Raw genomic sequence first — 23123 nt, forward strand, 5'->3', positions numbered from 1 at the left:
AAAATAAGGTGTTTTGCCTTTTCTGTTTTTGGTATGCATCACATCAGGAAAGAGGGGAGGAAGTCAGAAGGCATCACACACACAAATGCTTCCGACCCGGCAGGGCGAGAGAGGCGGTATATAAATTCCGCCGGATATCTCAGGCCTGGCTACGGTTTCCGTCCCTGTTCTCTTCCTTATTGATAATTAAAAAAGCGTAATTCCTCAAAAGCCAGCCCCTCCTGCCGCGTGAGCAGGAGGGGCGCGGTTTAAATTTTATTTCAGGAAAACAATCTTTTTGGTAAAGCTTCTCTCACCTGCTTTCAGTGTGTAGAGATAAATACCGCTCGGCACATATTCGCCGTGATTGTTTTTGCCATCCCATACTGCCTGATGATATCCGGCATTTTTTCTTCCGGCATCAAGCAGACGGACCGCCTCACCCATGATGTTATATATCGTCAGACTGATCTCCGCCTCTTCCGGCAGTCCGAATCTGATTATGGTAGTCGGATTAAACGGATTCGGATAATTCTGATCGAGTGAATACTCGGCCGGAATACCGGACATATCATCAGCCGAAGAAAGAACCGGGGTGAGTATCATCGGCTGTTCAATAGTCCCGATCACTCCGTCAGCCGTAAACTGAACTCCGGTACCAAGATCTATTACCTGATCCGATGACTCTCTCCAGAGCATCATATTCAGGAATTCACCGCTGGCCTGATTGGCATATCCGGTAAGGAAGATATACATCTCCTTCTTTCCGGGAATTACCACTGGGTAAGCCAGACCGCGGCACTCCTCACCGGCAAAGAGCGCTATCATATCACCTGTTCTCAGGGAATCCGCATAATCTCCGCCAACTTTTGCAATGATGCTCATTGTATGCTGATACTGCGCCCGGTCAAGCGTCCAGAGCGGCTGAGAGGGGATAACTCCCGGCAGTATATCCGGCTCTGAAATATTGTTCTGCTGACCGCTTACACGGGGATAAATAAGGGTGCCTGCATTTGCCATTTTAATCAGATAGCCCTGTCTTGGCCTCATGAACTGCAGACTTCCTATCCATCCGATTCCCTGCGCATAGACCGAGAATGCCGTCTGGCTCTTGATGATATCGCCGTCAGATGCCTGCAGACTTGCCAGCGCCTGGTTTATCTGCATATCCGCGTTTGGTGTATATCCGATCCATGACCATCCTTGCGCAAGGCGGAGTGTGTCAGTCAAAGGATCAATCGCGTATCCGGTACGCCGGAGTGTATCACGCTGCGCAAGACGAATCATATACAGTGATTTATTATTCAGGGTTGTAAGCCCGCCGACCCAGCCATAGCCTGCTGCAGGAGAGTACTGGCTGAAGAGTGTCTGCTCTTTTATCATATCAAGATGCGTAGGGCTCAGTGAAGCAAGCACGGTATTTATGCTCATGTCTGCTGATTTGGTGTTCAGGGAGAACCAGGTCCATCCTGCATTGAATGAATAATCCTCAATTATCTGGCGTGTTGCAGTCATTTTAACCGGCATCTGATAACTTCCGATAACGGTATCTGCCTTAAAGGTGAAGGTTTCCATTATCTGTCCGTATTCCGTACACTCAGAAGCATCCCACACCCTGAATGTAAGTTCTTCGTAGTAAGGAGAATTACTGTACACGGTTATAAAGGCAAGATGTCTGTTTATTGCCTGTATATACTGCAGTTCCGCGGTACCGCGGAGTTCATTGCCGGAAAATGCAGCAATTCTGTCATAACGGTCTTTCGACAAGGTTGTATCTATATACAGTTCAGTTATCATATTCATATTGAATTCATAAGCTGCACTGTTAAAGCTCCACTGGGGCGGACGGCAAAGCACTCTCAGACGGACAATAAGCGGCTCATTACCGTTAATCGTCTGCGCATAGATGGTATCTTCATAAATTCCGGCAGGAATATCCTGCCCAAAGCGGAATCCAATGGTAGTACTGCTCTGAATCTGTACCGTTCCGGAAATAATTGTAGGCATCAGCCATGAAGGAAGATCGGTAATGGTAAACGGCTGATTAAACGAACCCGTATTCTGCAGAGTACGCTGCATGTCAACGGTTTCATCGAGATACTTTACCACATCAATCTCACCGCCGGTCCAGCGCACCGGATTTCTGTCCACCAGAAATTCCCATCCCAGAGAATCGATATAGGTTGTTCCTAATGTCACGCGCATGATGTTGCCGTTTTTATCTTTGATCCGTTTTACAACCGCTTTCAGGGTTTTATTCTCAAACGGAGCATAGCTTCCCTGAGGCGTGATTAACAGTTCCGATCCGTTGCATGAAAAATCAAAGAGAACAGGAGTACCGGTTTGTGTATAGATCAGCTCAATATTGTCAAGCGGATCTATGGTAGCACAGGATATATCTTCAGTGAAGGTAACTTTAATCTGATCATCGGCATTCAGAACCGCGTCAACCGGTTCAGGCAATCCGAGAATTTCAGGTCTGGTTCTGTCAATTATGCCGGAAATCGCTGCTGAGACTCCGTCGGTATTGCCGAGACCGCAGACAGCAACCGCTCGTATTTCATAACTGCCATCTGCCTCACCCATAAGTTCCCAACGCAGATTATGATACTCTGGCCCGAGTGAATCTTTAAGTATGGTCGCAAAGGTGAACCATGGTGTCGGGTCATCTCCCACAGGCGCAGAAGGTGCAATACCTTTGTCTGATATCAGATCAAGTATATGGTCATATGATACCTGATCATAGTCCATAATATCTCCTGAAGGCATACGCAGGGTTGCAAGCACCGATGAGATATATGCATTGCGCTCATCATTGCTTTCAAATACCGGGGTTTTATTTTCTACAGGACTATTGGACGCGCTCATTCTGCGGTACTGAACTTCTATTCTCTGAAGGTCAGGATCGTTTTTGTCATAGCCAAAAAGTCTTACGTCCAAACCATTTCCGCTGCTGCTGTTTATCAGCCAGTTTGGCGCAGGCTGATCTATCGCAACCTGTGTACAGGGTTCTTTGAAATAAACATCAAAATCCAGCTGTTCATAAATTGCCAGATTTCCGACGCCCTGATACCGGTCAAACTCACAGGGTGAGGTAAGTATTACACTAATATCCTCATAAACATACGCCTGAGGACCTCGCGTAATAGTCAAGACCGCCTGAACAGACTGTCCCGGACCAATATTAAAATTGATACCCTGTTCAATAATAATACCGTTAACCGCTACAACTGCACCGTTCGGATTTGATTCATTCAAAACCCGCATATAGTATTCTCTCGTTTCAGCGGAATTTTCATTTCCGATATTGATAAGAAATACAGCCGGTTCATTCGGGTCAACATTTACTGCAGTTGTTCCGGTTGATCCTGCCTGAAGGCGCGGAATATCTCTTGCCTGAGTCCCTTCTTCCCAAGGGCATGAAGTAGTACCAGCAACAGTCTCGAATACAGGTGTGCCAAACACCTGATCTTTGAATATATCAACCGTTAATGCATCGCCCGGATCATCGTCCCGAAGACTGTAACCAACGGTATTAGCTGAAGTTGTCGTGGTAATCCGGGATCCTCCATAGGACATTCCGGTTTTGATTTCAAATCCGCTTACCGTCCCTGCTCCATTGAAAGTTACACCAACTGATCCGCCAAAAGAATAGTCAATAGTGAGATCAAATTCGAAAATTTTGGTTTCCGTATTAACAGTCGTCTGCTGATATTCGGCAGTTGAACCGGCACTGAAAGAAATGTTTCTTTCAAACTCAGCCTGGGCTTTTAACGTATCATTATAGGCGAGTATTTTCTTCCAGTGATTTGCCTCCTTTACTAATGTATCCACACCCATTAAACGCGGAATCAGAACATTTTCAATATAATTAGTAGTATATATATAAGTAGTATTGAAACCTGTAGGCGCGAATGTTAAGGTCTGTGATTTCTGCAAAAGACAGGAATCCTGCTGAAACGTGAGAAGATCCGTAAGAGCATAGGTAAAGTTCAATGCAGCTCCCATTATGACATCACCTTCTTCGCCTACAATTCCCTGATCTTCATCAGTTCTGAAAACCTCAGAAACTGTCAGTTCAGTCTCAAGCTCAGTAGAATTGGTACTGGTATAAGTATATGAAACATCTGTTGTAAAATCAAGCGTGTTATCCTGCTCAACTTTTGTGCTTCCAAAGATAAATCCAATTTCTGTCTCAAAATCCGGAGCAAGTGAGAGGACATGGCTATATGATTTCGTGGCTCTGTCCTGAGCAAATAAGCTCCAGTTGTATTTTGTTGTCGTTTCCTGGGACACAAAAGAATAGCTGCCGTCTCCCGGGGGATCGCGTAAAATCATCAGCGGCAATGCCGGCGATACCGTAACAAAGGACCCAGTCTGTGGTTTATATCCAGTTATAATACCCTGATACACTGTATCAGTGCTGCGTCCGTCTCTATGCTCAGCAACAATTTCGAAAGTTTTTTTGAAATCACCCAGAACATTCGGATAACCGGTTACGATCGTGTCAATGATGCTGCCTCCCACAACCCGCAATTCATACGGCGAGTTTTGTCTGTCACCAAACCCGTCTTTTATCGTTACAATCGCGGTATCAACCGGACATCTGCCGGTAACCTGGCCGTTGTAAGTATACTCTTCAAAAACCTTATAGGTCAGAGCATAGTCAACAAACTGATCAAGCAGAGGCACACCAAAGCAGTCATTTACAGGGGGAAGTCCGGTTACTTCAACTGTTATATCTGCATAATAACGGTAATTTTTCTCAACACTGCCATTCCGCAGATCAATTGTATCAGATTTAGCTGTCCAATTAGGATTTTCAGGATCAATAAATACCCTGTAACGCACAGGAGAAAGACCATAAAACGCAAAACTTCCGGTCATATCGGTTACCAGTGTATCCGTAAAACAGATCTGGTTGTTTCCAATGCCTTCAAGGATAATCTGAACCGGTCCTATGGGCAGATCACAATTTCCACCGCCGACTTTTCCGCGGAAGCTATAGTTGGTGGTCTGCTGAAATACTTCACCGGCAATAGGATCAACAACATTCTGGTATTCGCGGAAGGCAGGGGCAAAAGTGAAGCCGGTTCTTCGGGGAGAAACACGATTTGAGGAACCGGGTTCAAACTCAAGTATATACTTGCCCTCTGCATTGGTAAATGTTGCCGGCACTGTGCTTTCACCATTAACCAGAATTTCAACACTGTCTGCGTAACAGCCGTTTAAATGCCGGACAAATCCGCTCACAGGCACCTGAGAGATATCAGTGTAATCTATATTATTTGCGGCAGTGTTACTGCTTGAGAGTGTAACAATACGCGTCGGGGGCGAAAAAATTCTTCCCTCGCGTACTGGCGTGACACTGAAGTTTGTGCTGGAACCGTAATTAATACCTTCAATAACAAAGTTGCCATTCAGATCTGAGAATGCACTTGTGCGTATCGGTGAGCGGTCATCAGAGAATACACCGTTGAAAGAATTTATCAGTATGCCGTTATTTGTATTGGGTGAAAGGTCAAATACCATAAGACCCACACCCTCATCAAATTTCCAGTAGGCAGCCAGATTTTCTGAGTTGGTATTTACCGTTCTTCTCATGTTTCTTACAATAAGATCATTGCTGCGAGCCGTTGTCCAGACACGCATTTCGTCAAAGATGAAGTTATTGCTCCCGACCCCTTTACCAAGCCAGACCTGCCCGCCCGCTGAAGTATATTGCTGATTCTGTGCTGTTGCTCCGCTTCCGGCAAGTTTACCATTAATATAAACAGAGCGCTTCCGTATCTGATCATCATAGACAAAAGCATAGTGGTGCCACTGATCAAGCGCGGAAGTATCAGTAACGGCGAGGAAATCTGTTGAGGAAAATCCAAAAACCAATTGTGTGGCGCCGGCATAGCCAATGGTTAGCTGGGGAGTTCCTGCTGCGCCAAGAGGATTCTGAATAAAGAGGGAGACGTTCGGAGAAGGATTCTGCGGACGTTTCAGCCAGTACTCAACGGTGAATGATTTGTTGCCAAGATCCAGATTATATCCGGCATCAACATATCTGGCATCACTGTTAAAACGCAGAGCCTTACCAAGTGTCGGAGATACGCCGACTTCAACATCATATACCGGTCTTCCGAACTGGGTGGTTATTGCTCCTGTGATAGTCCCGTTAGGATTAATAAAGCCGGCACTTCCTCCGCGGTACGACCAGCCAAACTCATTTCGCCCCGCAACTTCATAATAGTAATATTTGCCGGGATATACATTAAAGTCCTGATAGAAGTTTTGTGTTCTTGGCACGGTTGCAAGAAGAACCCCGTCACGGAAGATTTCAACATTTCCAGTGTTGTTTGCCGGACTCAGCACATCCCACTTCCAGGTTATATTCACTCTGTCCGCAAAATCACCCTGAGATGCCTCAACGATCGGAGCACTGGGCTGCATTATATAGAAAGAATACATACCCGCAGAAACAGAATTTGTTGTAGCATCTGACCTGTTTTGAGAAAAAGTCTGACCGATTACTGCCTGTATCTGGTAATTCGTATTTTTGCTGATTGTGCTTTGGTAACTTGAGCCGGTTGCAGAATTCCTGATTCTGTACTGCCCGAACATGATGCCGCTCAGCATTAAGACCAGCAGCATGATTACTGCCGGACTGAACACCGCAGGCATAGTCTGCCGCCTTATTTTAAATTGCTTCATAATAATCTCTCTTTCATTTATGAATGTGATTTATCAGAGATCGCCAATATGAAGACGGTAAGGAACAATAAATGCCCCGGAATTACTGGTTGTCTGAGCCTGTATATTTACTGACTCACCCTTTCTCACGGGAAAAAGCACAGTAAATCTGCGCGTGGTATAAAGTTGTTCGTGTACTACATCCGAACCTGTTGTCACTTTTATATATGTTGTCGGTGAAGATTCATAAGCATCTACCACATAGCTGATAAGCATATCTGCGTCAGCAGTAAATGAGCTGATGGTCTGGCTAATGATCGGACTCAATGTAATAAAACCGGGCATATCTCTTTTTCCATAGACTTTCGGTTTGCCATTCAGCTGGCCGGTCATTGACATGTTTCCGCTTATACTCACCGTGCTGTTAGGGCCGGTAATGCTTCCTGCATTAAGATTTCCTGTAACGCGCAGGTCACCCGTAACATTGGAGTTCCCGGATACATCAAGTCTATACGTAGTCGAGTTGGTACCTACACCCATATTTCCATCCACTCTCACATTTCCGTTAACATGAAGTTTCTGTGAGGGGGAAAGTGTTCCTATGCCGACATTGCCTGAACCTGCCAGCACATTTTCTCCTCCTTTTAACGCGAATGCATAAGGAACCGCGGTCAGTTCAATGCGCGGAGAAAGTTCCGTTGCGCCTGAACTTCCGACACGGATACCCACCCAATACTGCTGAGTGAAGTTAAGCGATCCGAAAGAAGTAACCGAACCAAGCCTTACGCTGAATACACCGTTTACAACCGGAACGCTGCTCTGGGTTTCGTTCCAGAGACTGCTGCCGCCCGTGGCAGTGCTGTATATATTAAAAACCAGTACATAGTTTCCGTCCTGTACCGCGGCACCCGACTGGTCGTGCAGTACTCCCTGCAGTGACAGGGTTGACGGTTGTGCATATAAAGTGGTGATGGCGCAAAGAAGAAAAAAAACAGACAGAAGCAGCTTTTTCATGATTACCTCGGTAGATATATAAGTTATTGGTTATTTAAAAATTCTTTATTATTACTCTTTTTCCGTAAGCAGCTTTTTAAGGCGTATGATGTCATCCTTGCGCACAAAATCCGCGGCACCGGCTTCAGTTGCAGCCCTGCGGTAAGATTCATTGTCATGGGATGTTACTATAATAACCCTTGCGGAAGGGTCATGCTGCAGAATATCCTTTGTGGCGCTCAGGCCGTCAAGCTTTTCCATCTCGATATCCATCAGCACGTAGTCCGGCCTGTATTTCACGTAGAGTTCCACCGCTTCCCGGCCGTCGGCAGCCTCCAGAAATTCGTCAGCCGTGGTTCCGAGCATCCGGCTTATTATTTTCCTTACGCGATGATTGTCATCCGCGGAAAGTACTTTCATTCAGTCCTGCAGTTAAAGATTAATTAATAAAACACACACAGAGAAATTGCCTGAGATTGAGCATCCGGGCAGGGCCCCTGAGGACCCTGCCCCGATACTTGTGGTAAAGCCCTCTTTTACCGCAAAATCTCTTCACTAATCAGGGAATCTTCAGACAGTAAACTAAAGGAAAGTAAAAGGGGATACAATCAGTGCTGACACTCAATTTTCTGAGTGGAAACACCTAGATGAATTATGAACTATGAATTATGAATTATGAATTTTGAAGTATGAATTATGAATCGATTAAGTCTGTGAGGTTTTGGCGGAAAAGGGATACTTGCGGGAGTTTCGGGAGACCTTAGTGCTCTTTGCGTCAATAATTATCTGCACACTGAGACAGATGGTCATCTGTCTCTGCCAAAAAGGTCTTCGATCCGCTGAAATCCGCGCTGCGAAGCATCCGTCTGAATTCAGCGTCCCATCGCAGAGTGCGGCGTCCCCTTTTTACAGTTTGTCTTTATTATCTAATGCAAATTTCAGAAGTGCATTGCCTCCGGTCAGCCCCATCTTCTTGCAGATATTGTTCCGGTGGTTTTCAATAGTGCGGTAACTTAATACCAGTTCAGCAGCTATCTCCTTTGTGGATTTCCCCATTGCTACATATTTCAGAATTTTTCGCTCGGAAAGCGTGAGCATGCTGAGTCCCGCAAGAAAATCCGGTGCTTCCTGCTCATTGGCTGATATCATCAGTTCCGTAAGTTCGTCACTGATATATCTCCCTCCGCCAAGAACTTTTTCAAGACAAAACCCGATTTCCGTAAGTGCATTCTCCTTCAGAATAAATCCCTTAGCTCCGAGTTTCAGAGCACTTTTGAGCAGAGACTCATCCTTAAATCCGGTATTAATAATAACCTTAACCGGATGATCCGTCTCTTTCAGCTGACGCAATATATCAAGCCCTCCCATGCCGGGCATGCTCAGATCCACAATGGCAACATCAGGTCTCAGCTCCGCGATATATCCGAGCGCTTCCTCGCCGTTTTTGGCTTCCGCAATTACTTCCATTCCTTCAAGAGATGTAAGGACCGCTCTCATTCCGTGCCTCACAATCGGATGGTCGTCAGCAAGCAGAATCGTTACTTTTTTCATTTACGCTGTTTCCTCAACCGGAATAGTAATAACAATAGTTGTTCCTTCATTTGCTTCTGATTTGATACTGTGATCCCCTTTAAGTATGCGCACCCGTTCAATGATACCGGCAAGACCCATTCCCGGACTTGGCTCATTGTCCTGAGTATATCTTCTTGCGTCAAATCCCCGTCCGTCATCCTGCACAAACAACCGGAGGCGGTTTTGTTCTTTTTCCGCAATTACTGAAACCCTTTTTGCCTCCGAATGTTTAAGAACGTTATTCAGAATCTCCTGCAGGATGCGGAAGACTATTATTTCATTCTCCTTCTTAAGCAGGCCGTCAATCTGCCCGATTTCATATTCTATAATAACCGAACTCCCCTTCTGAACGGTTTTAAGAAGCTGACGCAGCGTTTCAGCAAGACCAAGCCGGTCAAGCTGCACAGGCCGCAGATTATGCGCCATTTTTCTTGCTTCGTCAAGTGTTTCTCCGGCCAGAGCGGTTATCTCCTGCAGATGCTCGGTTGTTTCCTGAGGATTAGTGTTATTCTCCAGTGCAAGCATTGCCATATTCTTCATCAGGAGAATATTCTGGCTCATACTGTCATGAATTTCCCCGGCAATCCTTTTCCGTTCACTTTCCTGAGACTCCATAAGCTGCCGCGCAAGCTCTTCCTGGAGCCGTGTGCGGCGTTTAATGACATTCATGCGCCAGGTATATATCCAGAAAATCAGTCCCGATACAGCCAGCACCACTGCCCCCACAAACCAGCCTGTCATCCAGAACGGAGGCAGTACTGTTACACTGAGGACCGCGTCTTCTTCACTCCAGACCCCGTCGTTATTAGCCGCCGCAACCCTGAAGGTGTATTCCCCGGGAGGCAGATGTGTATATACTGCTTCCCTTGCTGACCCTGCGTCAAACCAATTGCTGCTGAAACCTGACATGATGTAACGGTAACGATTCTTTGAGGGGTCACTGTAGCTGAGTCCGGCATAGGTGATCAGAAGGCGCTCAACCCCGCTTGAAATAACCAGTCCGGCTCCGGGCATCATCCGGTGCTGATCCACAGAAACCTCTTCTATATATACCGGAGGTGCTGTCCGGTTAACCTCCGCGGTCGCGGCATCCACTCTCACAATACCTCTCACGGTCGGAAACCAGACCTGCCCATTTTCATCGGCAAATGCCGAAGGATGAAATCCGCCGTTGGTCTCGCTGTTCAGCATGCCGTTTGAAGAGGTAAATATCATGGGAGTCAGCTTCTTTTTTTCCTCCGTGTATTCCGCTGTCAGATACTCCTTGCTGACTGCTGATATACCCTTGTTTGATCCCATCCAGAGCCGTCCCTGCTTATCCTCAATGATATGTGATACCAGATTATCGTATAACCCTGATGCTTCAGTAAACGCCAGAACCCGGCTCCCTTCCACTCTGAAGAGACCGGCCCCATAAGTACCGATCCATAAAACAGAATCCGCATCCCGGTAGAGTGCCCTGACAATCTTTCTTGGAATCTGTCCGGCATAGGGCAGCGGTGTAACCGCGCCGTTATATATACGCGAGACTCCTCCCCCCGTTCCGGTTATTACCGCGCCGTCCATTTCAGCCATGATCGTCCGTATTTCATTGCTGGCAAGCCCCTCCGCGGTGGTAAAGCGCACCGCCTTCCCCTCAGGTGTTAACCGTATTACTCCTCCGTTTAGCGTGCCGAACCAGAGATTGCCGTATATATCCTCCTCAATGGCAAGAATTACATTCCCCTCTACCTTGCCGGCTTTTTCCGCGCGGAGGTTTCCTGTGCTGTATGCCTTCTCCCAGTTCTTCACCCGGTAAACTCCTTCCCCCCAGGTACCGAACCAGAGGTCGCCGCGGCTGTCTTCAAAGATTGACCAGACACAGACATTCTTTATGTTTCTCTCATCCAGAAGAAACTGAAGGTTTCCCTTCGCATCCTGAATATATATCCCGCCGCAGTTCAGTCCTGCCAGCAGACGCCCGCTTCTGGTTCTTATGAGCGAGGTGAAGTTATTAAAATCATCCTCCCCTTTTCTGATAAAAGTCTTAACCAGATTTTTGCGGAGCTGCATCAGCCCGTTGGTTTTGGATCCCAGCCAGTAGTTCCCTTCCCGGTCCCGTGCCATGGAAAGGATTTCGTTATCACTCAGCCCGTCTTCCGTTGTGTAGCGGAACAGATTACTGCCGTCATATATATACAGCCCCTTGTCGCTTGCCATCCAGAGGGTTCCGTCTTCATCCTGATGAAACTTCCTGATCCAGTCTGAAGCAAGCCGGTAAGGAAACGGCTTAATCTCTCCGGATGGGGTATGCCGGGTAACTCCCTTCTCTCTGCGGCTCACCCACAGGATACCCTGCCTGTCAAAAAAGGGAGAAATGGAAAGCTCTCCTCCGCCGCTGAAGTCGTATATAGTAGAAACAAACCGGCTGCCGTTAAACTTCAGGCATATTTTATCCGTGGCAAGATGAATTACCCCCTGCCGGTCCTTAAAGAGAGAATATTTATCGGGCACGCCGTGGCTGCTGTCATAACTGCTAAACTTCCCATCCTTATAGCGGATTATCCCCGGTTCAAAGGTCTGAATCCACACTCCCCCCTGGCCATCTCTGACAAAGGAAAGGACTGTCTGCTCAGAACCGGAACCGGGAAGATTAAAGCGGGTAAACTGATTATTCTGATAATGAAATATACCCCCCCGCTCAAATCCGATCCACAGGACACCGTCGAACTCAGCCATGGTCAGCACACGATCGGTTTCAAGCCCGGGAATATTTGAGGTATTAAAAAGAGTGAAGCGATTGCCGTCAAACCGGACAATGCCGCCAAAGGTGCCCACCCAGATATAGCCGTCACGGGTTTGAAGAATCGCTTTAACCGTATTCTGGGGAATACCGCTCTCAATATCCCAATGGCGCACCGTAAAAGCGGGCTTATCTTCCTTAGCGGAAATAATCTCCTGCCCTGCCGGCATCAGCTGCAGGGTAAACCAGAGAACGGACAAAAGCAGAAAAAAGGGCATTGGCGAAGAAATTGTTCTGTTTTAAGGCATGAATATAACTAACTGCGGAAAATACTTCTACAATAAAGAGATTTCCGTTTGCCGGAGCAGATGACAACAATCAGTGATGCCAGCCAAAAAGACAAAAATCTTTTTCCATACTCCTAGCCTCATGGGCACGCCGCGGTGTGTCGGTACGATTGGTAAGGATTACTATTTTCTATTATTAAGAAGGATTGCTTTCAGAATTATTCGGGCTATATAGGAACACGGCTCTGTAGCGACACGCCGCGGCGTGTCGGTACGATTGGTAAGGATTACTATTTTCTGTTTTTACGAAGGATTGCTTTTGAAATTACGCGGACTCTTTAGGAACACAGCTCTGTTGCGACACGCTGCGGCGTGTCGGTACGATTGGCTGGGATTTCGATTTTCTGTTTTTGCGAAGGATTGGATCTGGAGTTATGCGTGGATTGTTCAGCAATATAGTTCTGTAGCGACACGGTACAGCGTGCCGCTACAAAAGCTTTAAGAGGTCAGTCACCTCAACAGAATCATTTTCTTTGTTGCGGAGTATTCCGCTTTTCCCTCACTTGCCTGGGCGCGCATGCTGATGAAATAAATTCCGCTCGCCAGTCCGCTGGCTTCAAAAGAACGCGTATAATAACCCGCCTCCTGTTTTTCATCTGCAAGTAAAGCAACCACCCCACCAAGAGCGTTATATACTTCGATTTTTACTGATGCTGCTTCGGGGAGCTGGTAGCTGATTTTCGTGGCGGGATTAAACGGATTCGGATAATTCTGCTCCAATGCATATTCGGCCGGCACTGACTGCCCGTCTGCTATATCCGTTGAGACCAGCACAAAATCCAGATTACTGAAATTAAAATTACCGCTGTAAAATCTGACCGTCAGTTTGTGTGTTCCCGCGCTTAGCTGCACGTTTGAAAGCTGCACTGTCTGCCAGTTTTGCCACCCGCCGGTTGCCGGAACCTGAATAAATCCACCGAGCGGAGTGCCGTTCATCAGCAGAAAAATACTTCCTCCGGCTGACTGCGCGGCCACGTTCAGATCAATGTTATATACACCAGTGGTGTTAACCGTAACCGTATAACTCAGCCATTCGTTATTGCTGATCCACCCGACATTATATCCGTTGGAGGCAAAGTCGGAACACTGCTCTATATCAACACCGTCATTCCGGTAAAGAAATCCGCTGTTGTAGCTCCCGCCGCCGGTATTCTGAAAATCGGTATCAAAATATGCTGTGTTATGTTTTCCCATATCATAATTCACGGCAAAGATGTTGCCGGGTATTATATTCGGAGCATAAGCAGTAGTCTGACTGCTGAAAGGCTGTCCCAGTAACGCATGAACATAATCTTTATTATATGTGCAGTTTTCAATTTTCAGATTGTTGACCTGTGTCATCAGAGCGTTATATGCATACGTTTCTGAAGGACGCGCGCCCGACCCGCCCCAGTAATTAAGCAGCGTCTGATAGAGCGGAGAAAGCGTTGCCTGAAGCGGACCGGCAACCGATTTTATTTTCTTATGCGGCCATACCGCCCAGCCGATATTATGCGTCTTCATCAGCTCGGCCATATCGGTAAGCCACTGGTTTGAATTCTCACCCGTTTCGCCAAGCCACAAAGGGCGGTTGGTATTGTTCCTCAGATCTAGCAGATACTGGATTGAACCCTGATTATTGGTATTCCAGTATTTATGAAAACTGTAAACCATGTTTGCGTCCCACGGCGGGAAGAGACCGTTAAAATCAGTCGCAAACCAGTTCCCCTCGATAAAAATAATATGATTGGTATCAACCGCGCGGATAGTGTCGGTGAGGCGTATATACAGGTCACGCAGCGGCTGGTTTGTGCTGCCAAGATTCCACTTTGGCTCATTAAGAAGATCATATCCGCCAATCCACTGTTTGTCTTTATAGCGTTCTGCTATCTTACGCCAGATGGCCACCGTAAGATTTTTGTTCTGCTCGCTCTGCCAGAGCGAAGGGAACGCGGAATTATAATCACTGATCGGCTCATCACTCTGACCGCCCGGGGCTGCGTGCATATCAAGTATCAGATAGATCTGATTCGCCTCGCACCAGGCCAGCAGTGAGTCTGTCAGTTCAATACCTTTTGTTAGGAACTGCGGCGGGTTAGTGTTCGTCGCGAACAGGTTAAAATGAAACGGAAGCCGTACCGAATTAAATCCCCAGCTTTTTAACGAGTCTATATCAGCTTTGGTGACATAGTTTTTCAGCCAGGTATCATAAAAAATGGCTGTTTTTTCCGCCCCTATCAGATCAGTAATTCTCTCCTTTATCTGCCACTGCGCTGAGGCAAATGCTCCCGTATGCAGCATATATCCCTCCTGAAGCATCCACCCCCCGAGCCCTATTCCCTTAAGAAAGACTTCAGAACCGCTGCTGTTTACAATCTTCTGACCGTTAACTTTTAATAAATGCTGTCCTGTAAGGACGGACTGCATAAGGATAAACAGTAATGCAATCCGTCCCGCTGAATAAAACCATACGAACATAAAAAATCCCGGGCCGAAGTTTTGTTACTTAAGTTCGAACTCTTTTTCAAGTCCGGCAATGTTTACAAGAAATCTGCCTGGCTCAACAATTCTTTTATTTTCACGACCGATAAATGAAAGATGGTCCTTGTTCACGGTAAAGGAAACAGTCCTGGTTTCACCCGGAGCCAGTTCAATCTTGTCGAATCCTTTAATCTGTCTGTTCGGACGGCTTACGCTTCCGAAAAGGTCTGTCAGATATAACTGCACAACTTCTTTGCCTTTAATCTTGCCGGTGTTCTTAACATCAACCGTCACCGTCAGAGTACCGTTTTCGGATATTTCATTGCTGCTTAATTTCAGATTTGCATACGCAAAGGTTGTGTAACTCAGTCCGAATCCAAATTCAAACTGCGGTTTGTAGCCGTTTGCGTCAAATTTTTCGATTGGTTTGTAATCATAAAAAGTGATGCCGTTAGGTGATTTCGGATACGTCACCGGAAGTTTGCCGCTCGGATTTGCATCACCGAACAGGATATCCGCAATAGCTCGTCCGCCTTCCATACCGGGGAGGAACCCAACCATTATCGCATCAGCAATCTCCGCGATTTCATTCATAACGCGGGGTCTGCCCTGAACCAGCACTACAACCAGTTTTTTCCCTGCCGCTTTCAGCTTCTTTGCATAGTTTATCTGAGCGTCAGGCAGGGTAAGGTCATATATATTACCCGGAGTTTCGCAGTAAGCCGGTTCGCCAAGGCAAAGGACAACAACATCAGAAGAACCGGCAAGCTTTACTGCTTCATCAGTATTTCCTTCTTTATCGAATGTTACGCCTTCTGCATAGCTCACCTGTGCTTTGGGAATTTCAGACTGAATTGCCTCCAGGATGGTAAATTTCTCCTGAGGGTAAAGAGTCTCTTCATTCCCCTGCCAGGTAATGGTCCACCCTCCGTTGAGCACTGAAAGCATATTAGCTGTCGGACCCGTCACAAAAACCTTATTATTCTTTGCAAGAGGAAGAGTGTTATCCTTATTCTTTAACAGAACGATTGACTCCGTTGCAGCTTCAAGATTCTGTTTTGTATGTTCTTCCGTAGCGAAATGTTTTTTAAGTTCTTTGTCAGGAAAAGCATTTTCAAAAAGTCCCATACCCATCTTCACCGCGAGAATCCGTTTTACGGCTTCATCAATTCTCCACATCGGAAGCTTGCCTTCTTTTGCAAGCTCTACCACATATTCATAGAAACTGTAATCAGTCGGCACCATGCTCATATCAACGCCTGCCATTACCGCCATGCGGACAGCTTCCTTGGGTGAGTCAGCCACACGGTCACGTGTATATAAACGTTTAATATCTTCCCAGTCGGAAACCACAAAACCGTCAAACTTCAGTTCTCCTCTGAGTACATCGGTTAAAAGGAAATGATTTGCGTGTCCGGGAATGCCGTCAATCTCACCGGAATTAACCATCACGGTTTTTGATCCTGCTTTAACGCCTGCTTCAAACGGCGGAAGGAAATATTCCCTCAGCGTTCTTTCTGACATATAAGCCGGGGTACGGTCAAGCCCGTTGAACGGAAAACTGTATCCCACATAATGTTTAAGACAGGTTACAAACCGGTCTTTACCGACCAGCGGATTATTCTGTGAACCATATATATATGCTCCGCCAAGCTGCTGAGCCAGATACACATCTTCGCCGTAGGTTTCCCAGAGGCGCGGCCAGAGCGGCTGACGGCCGAGGTCAAGCACCGGATTAAAATTCCAGTAGATACCCGAAGCCGCTGTTTCTATGGCGGTAACATCTCCGATCATTTTCGCCAGCCCGGTATTCCAGGTGCTCGCCAGCGCCAGTCCCTGAGGGAATAATGTTGCGCCTTTTGTATAGGTTGCACCATGGATTGCATCAATGCCATAAATAACCGGAATACCCAGACGGGTTTTTTCCGTAGCTGCTGTCTGTATTTTGGTAATAATCTCATGCCAGTATTCAATATCATGAGCCACATCAAACACATTCAGTATTGAGCCCACATGATATTTTGTTATTGCCTCTTCAAGCTTTTTGTCATCAAGCTCATGCTTCTGGTCTTTTGTACCCTGCTTCTTTGAAATGGTCTGTATGGTAATCTGTGTCATCTGACCGGCTTTTTCTTCCAGGGTCATTTTGGAAATCAGCTCGTTCAGCTTAGCTTCCTGTTCTTTTGTTAGCTGCTGGGTATATGCGCAAAAGCTTATCAGCATTGCAAGTGCTGCGGTTAGTGTAATGTTCCTGAATGTATTCATGATTCTTTGTCGCTTTAGGATATGAGTATGATACTTTAAAAATACTTTAATTAAGCAGCAGAAGTTTCTTTATGCTGCGTGCCCCGGCTGATGCCAGTTCGTAAAAATAAACTCCGCTTGAAGCTGAGCTTCTGTTCAGATTATCAGAACGTAATGAAATCGAATACTCCCCCTGCTCCAGAAAGCCAAAGTGCTTCTCGAACAGACTTTCACCAAGCGTATTATATACTGAAAAAATGAAGTCTCCGGGAGTATGTACGGAGAACGATATCACCGTCTGTCCGTTAAACGGATTAGGATAATTCTGATGCAGACGGAATCCGCCGGGAGTTTCAAGACTTCCCTCATCTGTGCCAGAAGGATCCTGCTCAATGATAATGCCATTTATAAGAGGCATATCAACCTGCGCCCCAAAATAGATATCCAGCACTCCGTCCTGAACTGAAACTCCGTCAAAGGTATGCACCAGAGCAGTGTTTCCTCCAACGGATGCATAAATATCAAGATTCTGCAAAACGCGGTTCTGCTCAAGATAAATATCAAAAATCCTCTTGCCTGCTGCTGTAAGATAGTTCTCCGCAAACATCATCTTAACACGATAGGTGCCATTTGGCAGACGCACTTTATATCCCATGGCGCCATAGCGCTCTGTACGGTAAATTTCATCTTCATCGGTACCATTAATCTGCAGTGAGGATGCGTAGGTGGTTACTCCCCCTTCATAATAGCCGTAATCGGTCGTCAGATTCCATTCAGCATCAGCCAGATACCCGAGTGCAGCCGGACCCGCGGCATTAATCTTAACCGGAAAGGTAAACTGTGTCTGCGGAGAAATGGTAATTGCCCGTGCGGCAGCGGTATTGTTAAACCGGTCCTTCACATTAAATACCAGCAGATTTTTGGACGAAACAAAATCCCATCCTGAAACCGTCAGTTCAACACTTTTATTGTCCGGACGGATCTGAGCATTATCAACGGTCGCACCCACGATAATAAAATTGGATTCCGTCTGTGCGGTAACGGAATCAAGTTCTTCGGTAAAAGACGCAATCACTTTGTTGTTCTGAACCTTTGCACCGATAAACTTCGGCGGAGTAATATCTGTATATCCGAGATTAAACTGATCGGTAAGACAGAGTATCAGTTTTGAATCACGGAAGACAGCGTTTTCAACAACAAAATCACATCCGTTGCCAAACCAGGTGTGGGTGCCTTTTTCCCAGCGGGAAGTGTTAAAGTAGTCAAACTCATCTCCCCAGGAGAAGGTGAAATTATTTCCTGAGCCGTAATTCCCGGTACCAGGCGTATAGGTGTAATACTTAACCCAGTCATAGTAGGCAAACGCAGGAAGGATATCCGGACTCCACTGCCCCACCCAGTTGGCAAATGAAGGATTCCAGATATTCATCATAATCTTCTGTGTTTTATTCAGCGTTTGTATATGGGCTGATGTCTGCCGGTAAACTTCCACCCCGTCAATAAACCATGCGACATAGGACGGAGTCCATTCAAATGCATACGTGCGGTATTCCAGATGCGGGGAATAATTCACCGGATGACTTCTTACGTGATTCGCCTGTCCGGGTGTTATGGTGTTAAACTGCACGTTGTCATTATATCTGCCCAGAATTTCGATATCAATCTCATTCCAGGTATCAGGCCCCGTAGAATTGTCATTATAGGTAAAGAATGAAGAAAGCATTCCTTCTCTTCCGGCAGCTTTCATATTCACTTCAAAACGTCCGTAAAGAAATGACTGTTTAGTCCGCAGTTCCGCCCCTTTAAAATCCTTTGCCGCAAGCGGAGCCGCCATGGCAAGCAGAAGAAACACTGTTATATATAGTCTTGGCTTATTCATGCAATCCTGTTTGTTTTGGAAACAGAACGGTTCCGGAAGCTGCATGCTCCGGAACCATTCAGACACATCTAGAACGAAACTGATAAAGAGAATTTCTGAATTTCCGAGAAACGGCCGAAATTCTGGTAGCCGTAATCAAATATCACCGAAACATTATTCATCAGTGACTGCCGTATGCCGAATCCCAGCGCGAATGATTCTTCTGAATCCTGCTGAAACATTGATTTAAATCCGCCTCTTATAAAAACGAAATTATCAAATGTATATTCAGCTCCCAGATTCAGACTTTCATAATCATCACTCGGGTGCTGTGCGTCAACCGCGACGGTCAGTTTATGCATCTCACTCCGTACCGGATCATAGCTCACTCCCACTCTGAAGTTCAGAGGCAGCGACCACTGATTGGTTTCAAGATACGCAGGCAGTTTGCCGTTATCACCCGTGTTCGAAGGATCCATATCATAGAGAACCAGGTTTGAATTACCGAGGAGCTGAACCTTTGTTCCGAAGTTTGAAATGGACATCGCCAGTATGGCGCCGTCAAACGGAGTAACATACTGCACTCCCATATCAAGCGCGAAAGCCGATGCATTCATCTTCCAGATTCCCTGATAGATATACTTCGGGTTAAATCCGATCGAAAAATTATCTGTCAGCTGCATTGCGTAAGCCAGACTTATCGCAAGATCAGTAGCGGAAAAAGTTTCTCCGGTACCGTCCGGGCTTTCTACGGTTGTAACACGCATATCGCCAACATCTGAGCTGATAATGCTCAGGCCGATTGCGCCCATATCCTGCAGATTAACACTCGCGGCCACAAAGTTATAGCGCACGTTTGCAATCCACATCGTATGGTCAAACATCATCTGAATGCCCTGCGCCTTGGTGAGGCCGGCGGGGTTCCAGTAAATCGCGCTCACGTCATTAACAGTCCCGGCAAAAGCACTTCCCATTCCTATTGAACGGGCTCCCTGTCCCACAGAGAGGAAGGGTGCCGCGGTGGTACCCCGTTTTGAAACATCTGATTTAAATGTCTGCGCCAGTGCAGGAGCAGTTACAAAGTAAATAAGAGCAAGTATATAAGTTATCTTTTTCATATTCATCATTCCTCTTATTTAATCAGTGCAAATTTACCGACATGTTCCCCCACATTCGGTGCTTCAACATGATAGACATAAATGCCGTACGCTGCATCCATACCGTCATCGGTTACCAGATTCCAGGAGATGCTTCCGTCTCCGATGTTCGAATTCTTATACAGAGTCTTTATCAGCTGTCCTGTTATTGTATATATTCTGATGGTGCATTCAGCGGGCAGCTTAACAAAGTCTATCTTTCTTTCACCCCGGCCGGTGGAATTCAGATTTCTCTTTTCCCACGATGCAGCCCCGACGTAAGGATTCGGTACTACGTCAATCCTTTCGAGCTGGTTTTTAGCCAGGTCATTATCAACCACCGCCGCGTTGGTTCTGAAATTAAACTTATCGCCGTTCTTAAAGGGTTTGTAAGTGGTAATCTGATATTTATCACCTGCCGCGGGCAGAACCGGAGTTGCTGCCGGATCAGCTGGAGCATCATAGGATATATCCCACGCAAAGCGTACATTTGCCTGCGTAACAGCTCCCTGGAACTCAAGCACCTGTATCTGGTCCCCTATGGTCAGTGAGCCGGAACCGTCATTATCACGCACAGCAACCTTCGCGAATTTGTTTTCCGTTTTATTATATATCTTAAAGTTCACCGGGAATCTTGAGTAAAGTGGCGGTGACTGAATAAAACAGGTATCCTGCGGAGTATCGCTGAAGGTAATTTCATAATCAGCCGGCCACGGAATACCGCGGATCGGGGTAGGATTAGGCGTGGTCATGGTTATCAGATTTGTTCTGCCTGTCAGCCAGCCGGTCAGTGAATCATTCACAGTAACCGCGGTATCATTCAGAACTGTAATTGCCATGCCGTCATAAGGAGGACTGATTCTCTCAGCGCCAAAGTACGATGAATCAACTGTTGCAAGTGTGTCAATTACGGAGTTAAAGCTCTTAATCAGACGGTATCCCGTTGATTTATAAAGCGGATATGCTGAAGTAGAAGTAAACTCAACCGTGTAATCAGCTCCGCTAACAATGGCTGAAGGGTCAAGTACGGTAATCTGCAGATCACCTGATCCCGCTCCTCCTGCGGCTACGTTCTTTATATCACCGCTGATCTGCGGAGAGACATAACCTGCAACCGGTGCGTTCGGTGTTACCACCGCGCAATTGATATCCACAAACTGCAGATTGCCTGCAAAGTCCTGTGTGATAATTTTTGTGCACTCTGATGGCTGCAATCCTGTTGTTCCGAAGCTCGGGTCTCCCATATCATAGGATACACAGGCGTAATAATATTCAACGCCGTTCTTCACGTCAGTATCTATATATGAATACCTGAGGCCGGTTTCGCTTCCTCTCCAGAAATGCGCGCCGTTAATGCCGACCGGATCAGGACCGCTAATGCTGTCCTTCAGGTCAAACTGTGCAATTGGCTTCCAGTATTTCGGCGAACCTTTTGAGTCAGTGATAATTTTTATATCATTAAACTCAGGTTCGGTACTGCGGTAAATAAGGTATCCTTCAAAATCCTTTTTATATCCCTGCGTCGGGTCATTATTCTGATAACCCAGGAATGCATCACGGCTTTCTTCGGCAACGTTATCCCAATAGAGATATACTTTTCTGTCACCCGGAACCGCGGTGAGTTTTGGCTTAATAGGCGGTTTTGAGAAGTTATAATTCGAGTTATATATCTGCTGAACAGTTTCTTTGTTAAAGATAATGTCATTCAGATCTTCGCCAAATACCAGCGCCATGGAGAATCTCTCACGCAGTCCCTTATTCAGCGGAAACATACCGGAAGCAAAAATCATACTGATGTTTGCTCTCTGCAGTGATGTATCAAATGTTCCTGCGCTCATCTTAAGCCAGAGTGATTCATCATCCTTGGGCCATCCTCCGCCTGTTCCTCCCTGACCAAGGCGGTAGAGTGATACGGCGGTAAGACCTATCTGGTCTGATTCATCTTTATCGGTTTTATCAAAGTTCGGTTCGCCGTCTGTCGGCAGTCCGTCTCCCTCACCTTCATCCGGTCCGGTGTATTGTCTGTCAAAGGGACCAACACCGTCACGGCCTACGTCATCGTTTAATGGTTCATTCTGATCAGCATCCCAGACTCCGTTTCCGTTCAGATCGGTATATTTTATCCAGTCACCGTCATTATCAATGTTGTCATCACGGCGTTCATCAGTAATTCCATCCTGATCATTATCAATACCGTCAAAACCGTTACCCGGACTTTCAAGATATGCATAACCATAATAACCGGTTTTCCAGTTATCCGGAAGTCCGAGTCCGTTATTGTCATAACAGTACGCCAGGTCAAGTATAAGGTCAAACGATGCGTTATCATCTTCTGAGTCATCAGTTCCGCCCACGCCGCAGTCCGTATAAAAACCGAATGCGGTTTTGGGATAATTAAAGTCAGACAGGTTAAGTATATCATAATGCCAGAAGATAATATCTTCAGCAAGTACCTGTGACCACTGGAATCCGCGGACTTCAACACGCAGGCCAAGTCCCGCTCTTTGTGAGTCGGCAGCAATCGGATAATAGAAGAAAGGATTTCTTGTGAACTCTTTATCCTTCGAATCATCCATAACAAAGAATGTTTCAAAATCTGAATTCTGCACACCTCTTCCGAAGTAACCGTACCAGAAACCGTCCCACTCTGAAGTAAGATTCAGAGCCGCCGGCCAGAAATCAGGCCATGAAGCCGGATCGGTATTAATGGCAGGTTTCTTTGCTGAAGGATGCATATATCCGGGTACTGGTTCAAGCCCCCAGATTTCGCCGGTAACCGGATCTTTATCCATCCACTCACGGTAGGAAGTCTGAACCGGATGAACAAGCTGGCCTGTTCCCGGAGCAGTAATTTCAGATGCAATAAGAACGCTCACACCGTCAAGATATGAGTGTCCGGATCCTTTTGGCCACTCACCAGAGGGCTGATAGGGCCACTGCCCTACTTCACCGTTATTATAAAAAAGTGTGCGTATCTGATTACCGTCCATCACACCTTCACGGCGGAATTTGATGTCCCCCTTAGGGTCATCACGGTACCTCTGGACTTCAGGGGTTACCTGTGCCGTTACCGGGAAAGCTATCAGTATATAAACTATAAATAAAAGATTTCTGAACATGAACAAACTCCG

The 23123-nt window shown here is 46.3% G+C and carries 10 protein-coding genes; all 10 read right to left on the minus strand.

Annotated elements, in window-relative coordinates:
- Window positions 1–255: 255 nt before the first annotated feature.
- Window positions 256–6681 carry a T9SS type A sorting domain-containing protein gene (locus HRU80_00835; GenBank protein QOJ27484.1) on the minus strand — a complete coding sequence of 2142 codons (6426 nt, stop codon included), beginning with the start codon at window positions 6679–6681 and terminating at the stop codon, window positions 256–258.
- A gap of 33 nt (window positions 6682–6714) precedes the next feature.
- Window positions 6715–7674: a hypothetical protein gene (locus HRU80_00840; protein QOJ27485.1), complete on the minus strand. Its 960-nt coding sequence runs from the start codon at window positions 7672–7674 to the stop codon at window positions 6715–6717.
- A 51-nt stretch (window positions 7675–7725) separates the two neighbouring features.
- Window positions 7726–8073: a response regulator transcription factor gene (locus tag HRU80_00845; GenBank protein QOJ27486.1), complete on the minus strand. Its 348-nt coding sequence runs from the start codon at window positions 8071–8073 to the stop codon at window positions 7726–7728.
- A 486-nt stretch (window positions 8074–8559) separates the two neighbouring features.
- Complete coding sequence (locus HRU80_00850; protein QOJ27487.1) at window positions 8560–9204, minus strand: response regulator transcription factor; 645 nt, start codon at window positions 9202–9204, stop codon at window positions 8560–8562.
- Complete coding sequence (locus tag HRU80_00855; GenBank protein QOJ27488.1) at window positions 9205–12225, minus strand: hypothetical protein; 3021 nt, start codon at window positions 12223–12225, stop codon at window positions 9205–9207.
- A gap of 519 nt (window positions 12226–12744) precedes the next feature.
- Window positions 12745–14751, minus strand: coding sequence for a cellulase family glycosylhydrolase (locus HRU80_00860; GenBank protein ID QOJ27489.1), 2007 nt, complete (start codon window positions 14749–14751; stop codon window positions 12745–12747).
- A 24-nt stretch (window positions 14752–14775) separates the two neighbouring features.
- Window positions 14776–16977 (minus strand): glycoside hydrolase family 3 C-terminal domain-containing protein, encoded by a 2202-nt coding sequence (locus tag HRU80_00865; GenBank protein QOJ30417.1) that lies wholly within the window; start codon window positions 16975–16977, stop codon window positions 14776–14778.
- A gap of 88 nt (window positions 16978–17065) precedes the next feature.
- Entirely contained in the window at window positions 17066–18877 is a 1812-nt protein-coding gene (locus HRU80_00870; GenBank protein ID QOJ27490.1) for a family 16 glycosylhydrolase, read from the minus strand.
- 68 nt (window positions 18878–18945) lie between these two features.
- Entirely contained in the window at window positions 18946–19974 is a 1029-nt protein-coding gene (locus HRU80_00875; protein ID QOJ27491.1) for a PorV/PorQ family protein, read from the minus strand.
- Window positions 19975–19988: 14 nt separating this feature from the next.
- The gene (locus tag HRU80_00880) at window positions 19989–23111 is read right to left on the minus strand and encodes a hypothetical protein (GenBank protein ID QOJ27492.1); all 3123 of its coding nucleotides are present in this window, start codon (window positions 23109–23111) and stop codon (window positions 19989–19991) included.
- Window positions 23112–23123 lie beyond the last annotated feature (12 nt).

The organism is Ignavibacteriales bacterium, from assembly GCA_015709675.1.
GTDB lineage: Bacteria > Bacteroidota > Ignavibacteria > Ignavibacteriales > Ignavibacteriaceae > H2-BAC3.